The organism is Limnobacter humi (genome assembly GCF_024518835.1).
GTDB lineage: Bacteria > Pseudomonadota > Gammaproteobacteria > Burkholderiales > Burkholderiaceae_B > Limnobacter > Limnobacter humi.
This window is the reverse complement of record NZ_JANIGO010000002.1, coordinates 1-5,425: the sequence shown is the minus strand read 5'-3', so window position 1 is coordinate 5,425 and position 5,425 is coordinate 1. Positions and strand designations below refer to the sequence as shown.

Genomic DNA, 5,425 nt, shown 5'->3' with positions numbered 1-5,425 from the left:
CTGTGGTGCCGTTGATCTTAATCACCAGGTCTGAACCTGAAGCCTGCAGGTTTAGCTCAGTGGGCAGAACCCCAGTCTTGAACAACAATGTGTTCACGCGTGCGGCGTTGGTCTCGTAGTAGTCCTCGACAATGGTGTCTTGCCCATCGCCTTTGCCAAACACATAGGTGTCGTTGCCCGTGCCGCCTGCAACGTAGTCGTTACCAAGTCCGCCCTCAAGGCGGTCATCACCTTCGTCGCCCAAGATATAATCATTTCCGCTTTTTCCGAACAACAGATCATTGCCTCCCCGACCCTGGATTTGATCATTCGCACTCGAGCCCAACGTAAGATCGATCTTCGCGGTACCAAATTCTGTAGGGGCGCCTGCCGGGAGCAAATGCACCGCATAGGCTTTCAGCTCCGTTTCGAAGGCTTGGACAACCGGGGCCTTACGGAATTGATCTGCAATAAAATCTATGACATTCCATCTCGCGTTGTGAAGGCGCTCAATACCAACAGCACTTGCGAATTCAATAAGTTCGATTAATCCTTCTTGGGGGTTTGCAGAAATAGCCGCCTTGAAACTATCTTGAACAGTAGAGAATTCAAGTGCGAGTTGATCACCACTCACTGCAATATCAATTAAATCTGCGTATTTTTTGTAGCGCGTTTGCAGTAATAGGGCTTCGTGAATATCAGTTTTTAACCGCTCGTAAGCAAGCTCAATACTTGAAATTTGAGGTGCTGATAAATTGACAGTTAAGCTGCCAGAGGTTTCGTCCAAAGGGGTATTCCGCGCCTGCCCACCTGGCCCTGCATAGGTAAAGCCCATGAACTTTTCAACAATCCCCAGCTTTTTCATAAATTGAGTGTAAGCCGCAGTACCGGGGTTATATTGTTCAAGCCGATAAGTCACTGAAACACCTTTGGCACTTAAACTGTCGGCCTGCTGTTGCAGAGATTTCATGGCCGAGGTGCTCGACCACTTTTCAACAAAACTGTCGAGTAGATTGAGTTGATTTTGCCGGGTTGTTTGAGTCGCGTAGCTCGCAACCAAATTCCCAAGATCAGCCGAAAGGCTAATTGCCTCACTGAGGTTCCTAACCCGTCCTGCCCCCTTAAGATCAAAGAGAGCCTTTGCTTGATCAGTCAATGCGATCTTATCTGTAAATTCGCTATAAAAAGAATCCACAAGAAGGTCAAGGTTGACAGCAGCACCTGAAGTTTCCGATGTTGCACCTGTTGTGCCATTTGATCGAGTAAAGGCACCTGTAGCAGTTTCCACGTTGCCGTTGCCCAGGTTTCGGTTAGTCGGGTTGCTTGTAACGCCAATTGATGTGATCCCCAGCGCAGACAAGGCAAACAACTCTCCGCTTTGGCTAATGCCGTCTTGATTGAGATCACGCCAAATTTTGAGGTTGGCAAACACTTGATCCGATGAATTGATGACACCATCTGCGTTTGCATCATGATCGGCCAGAGCATCAAAACCATCAGTGGCTAACGCCCCGTTTTTCTTCATCGTGTCCACACCAAACAGTTCGCGGCCTGAGTCAATGGTGCCGTTACCGTTCTTATCAAACACCAACCAGCCGTCATCGGGCCTGAGCCAACCCGTACCCGTTTTTACTCCATCCGCGTCATGGTCGAACAGTACTCGAACACCATCTTGTGTGCCCAGAGTTTCAATACCATCACAATCCAAATCTAACGCCAAGGGATCACGACGTGGTGGTGTAGCGCCTGCCAGGCCAGCGGCGCCAGTGTCATTGGAAAAGGTATCAGACAGCGCGGTTGCGCCCATGCTACCGAGAATTCCACCAAATACACCGGCAATTAAAGTTAAACCGCCCGCAATCACCGCCCCTGCAGGACCAGCCAGATAAAGAGGCGCTAACGCCGAGGCAGTTAGCTTGGCTGCTGATAGCCCTCCAGCCAGCCCGCCTGCAAAATCAATTGCCCAATCTTTAACGATCTTATCGCCAGCTGCCTTATTACCGCTGCTGTAGGCCGCATTTGCATCTTTAACTACGAAACCAAGCGCAATAAAATCTCCCGCCCAACCCAGCTTATTCAGTGTTTTAAGGGCCCCAGAACGTACTGCCGAATTATCAACCCCTGGAAGATCTGGACTTGTTGCTAATACCTCATACTTTGCCTTGATCTCTTGTAAAACCTTCGCACCAGTCGTATGATCCGATAACCGGTCAGGCATGTATTGACCTAAATTCGTCGCATTCGTCAGAGGAATAGCAGATGCCTTACCCTCGACTCCAGTCGCTTCAAAAAACTTACGCGCATCTACAGGCATAAGCGATGACGTCGTAGATCCGATATAGAGAGATCCGTCCGCATTTCTAGCGACCCGCAACTCAGCTGAGTAAATTTCGGATTGAGCCTTGATTGCAGCAAAAGCACCAGTTGGGCCTTTTTCAACAAGATCGACGCGCTGAATGCCATCCACTGAAGTGATCTTTGAGTTGTTCAATATTGCAGGCACTTCGGTTTGCGCGAAAATTTTTTGGTCACTCGCGCCCCCGGTAAGAGTGCGAACCTCACCCACAGTTTCGCTGACAAACTTAGCAGAAACATCGTCCCAAGCGCCCGTGCTAATTCGCTGACCATCCGCCGTTTTTCCGAACAAAAACTCATTCGCAGCAGAGTCGAACTGGTCTACTTCGCCCAGACCCAATTGTTCAAATTTTGCGACCAACGCTTTGTTGTAGGTTGGTGAGCGTGTGTCAAAAACGTCTAAAAACTTGGCAGCTTCTGTTTTATCAATTACGCGAATATCTTCGCCATTGATCAGCATGCCGTTGATAATTCTTGCGTTGTCAGAGTTACTACCGACCGTAGGTCCACTGTAAAGGATGGTCGTTTTTCCTGTTGCTTCTACAGAAATCTGTTTAATCAAATCTCGCAGACCTTGCGTGGTGGTGATTTGACTAAGAAGGCTTGTTGCCTGTGCTGCAGTTAAAGACATTTCACCACCCGATCAAAAGCCAAAAGTCACAATGCCTTGGCATTTATTAAATCGATAGATTTTGTCTAGCTCGTACACGGTGATCGATTCCTTCATGACCTGTATGAACTCATTGAGTGAATGGTCAGCCAGCTCTTTAGTGTGTTGATCGGGAGTCTCTAGGTATTTCTTGTACAAATCGGGGGCGCCGTAAGATGAATTATTCAGGCTCCAGATACTTAAAATTGCGGGAAAATACCTCTTCTTTTTAAGTGTTTCAACCCCTCCCTCGGTTTCAATCAAATCTGCATATTCACGACGCTTTAAAATTACCTCAAATCCCTGACTACCGAAGTAAATAGAAAGCACATCGTCAGGGTCGCCAAATGCAGGGTTGCATGTTAAACCTACGCCGCTCATATAAATCGCGCGAGATCGGTCTGCGGTCAAGGTCATGGGGTAATTGCTGTCATCTATGTAATGTCTAAATGGCAGGTCATACTGCTCAATTTCTTCCAAGGTAGGAACTACGTTTTCAAATCCCATTTGATACTCCTAAGTGATCTTTAAATGCTCGCTCCTAAGCGAACCGAAATTGAGTCAGAAGAAGGTCTGATTAATCATCTCACGCTTTATACAATTCAACTTGAGAATGTTTTTTTCCGTTCAGTTAATGTCAACCAACTACAAACATTACGAGTGATGACGCAAAGGTATGCGGCCCTGAGTTGCAACTCTCTCGGCAAAAGTTCCAGGGAAACACTGATTTAGTCGGCCTTGCGAAATTCATTTCACGCCTGCATCGTTTTGATTGTCAGGGTTTGATTCTTCATCAACATCGCCAGCTTTTCGTTAGTCTGAAGGAGTTGGCTCATAAATGCGTACAAAAATACAGGCGCGAGAAGGCCCAAGCGGGCAATTGCCCGCAGCAACCACTTCAAATTAAAGCCTGCTGCACACAGCACCACATGCAGTGCATCGCCACTTGAGCCTTTGAGCCAACATCTACGCATTCCGTGGTCTGCTTTGAGGTGGCCAATCGTTGGTTCAACCGCTTGCCTTCTTCTCAACCGCCTTTTGTCTGCCTTGGTCAGCGATTTGTACTTGCCTCGGTGGATGATTTCCACATCTGGGTTTGCATGATCGACTCCTCTGTAGCCCAAGTCCACATACACTTGCTTGGGGCTTGTGCCGTGATCCTCAGTCAGAATGCGGGTTTGCTCCAGTTGTTCAGCCAGTGTGTGACCGTCAAACGGGTTGCCAGGAAATGTTCTAGCTCCAACAATCAATCCATTCTTGTGGGTGATGGCAAAGCCCGCTTTGACTCCAAACTCGTAGGGCTGTCGGGCTTTGCCTTTGCCAATACACTCCACCTCGGGCGCATGCAGGGCATACAACTTGTTTTTGTCCTTTGGTTTTTGTTGAACCAGACGCTGTGCCCGATGTAGCAAAGTGGTCAACTTCTCCAGCAATACACTCTGTGAACCGCCCCGGGTTTCGTAGAGGCCAATTTGCTTAAGTGCAGGTTTGTTCGACCTGCTGACCGAGTTGTTGATAATAATTCATCTCGGCTTCGGCTGGTGGAATGTAACCCAAGGACTCCATTAGTCGGTGGTGATTGAACCAAGCCACCCATTCCAGCGTAGCTAGCTCGACTGATTCAAATGTTTTCCAGGCACTTCTGCGGTGAATCACTTCGGCCTTGTACAGGCCATTGATGGTCTCTGCCAGCGCGTTGTCATAGCTGTCGCCTTTGCTGCCAACTGATGGCTCAATGCCAGCCTCAGCCAAGCGTTCGCTGTACCGAATAGACACGTATTGTGAACCCCTGTCACTGTGGTGAATCAGTGACTGATTTCTGTCAGGTTGGCGGTCCCACAATGCCTGTTCCAGTGCGTCGAGCACAAAGTCTGTACGCATGGAGCGGCTGGCCCGCCAGCCTACAATTCGCCGGGAGAACACGTCGATAACAAACGCCACATAGACAAATCCCTGCCAGGTTGAGACATAGGTGAAATCAGATACCCACAACTGGTTGGGTCGGTCGGCTTTGAACAGGCGTTTGACAAGGTCCAGTGGACAAGCTGCCTTGGGGTCTGCAAAGGTGGTGCGTTGTGCCTTGCCACGAATAACGCCTCGCAAGCCCATCTGGCGCATCAAGCGTTCAACCGTGCAGCGAGCCACCTCCCACTTCTCCCGTTTCATGGCTTTCCACACTTTGTCGGCACCGTATACCTGTTTATTTTTGTCCCAAACAATTTGTATTTGCTCAATGCGTTGTTCATCGGCAATGGCGCGGGGGTAATCCCCCCATTTTTAACTGGGTTCGAAAGTAGAGCTTAGGCCGCGATGGCCAACTTCATTTTGGGTGTGATTCCACCGATGGCCATGTTGGGCCTTTGGTGATTGTAAATCCACATCCAGTCTGTTGCGTGTTCCTGTATTTGCTCCAAGTCATCAAATAAATGTTGAGCCAGCCAA

The 5,425-nt window shown here is 48.7% G+C and carries 3 protein-coding genes and 2 pseudogenes; all 5 read right to left on the bottom strand.

Annotated features, from left to right (window positions below; genetic code table 11):
* Window positions 1–2,965: SPM autocatalytic domain-containing protein (locus NQT62_RS04980; RefSeq protein ID WP_502361301.1), on the bottom strand; the 2,965-nt coding region annotated here is incomplete at its 3' end.
* Between the two features lie 12 nt (window positions 2,966–2,977).
* Window positions 2,978–3,490: a hypothetical protein gene (locus NQT62_RS04975; protein ID WP_256763557.1), complete on the bottom strand. Its 513-nt coding sequence runs from the start codon at window positions 3,488–3,490 to the stop codon at window positions 2,978–2,980.
* A 245-nt stretch (window positions 3,491–3,735) separates the two neighbouring features.
* Window positions 3,736–4,410: pseudogene (locus NQT62_RS04970) on the bottom strand (transposase); the annotation flags it as partial.
* A gap of 49 nt (window positions 4,411–4,459) precedes the next feature.
* A pseudogene (locus tag NQT62_RS04965) lies at window positions 4,460–5,242 on the bottom strand (IS3 family transposase); the annotation flags it as partial.
* A gap of 41 nt (window positions 5,243–5,283) precedes the next feature.
* Window positions 5,284–5,425 (bottom strand): integrase core domain-containing protein (locus NQT62_RS04960; RefSeq protein ID WP_256764408.1); only part of this gene is annotated, 142 nt, incomplete at its 5' end.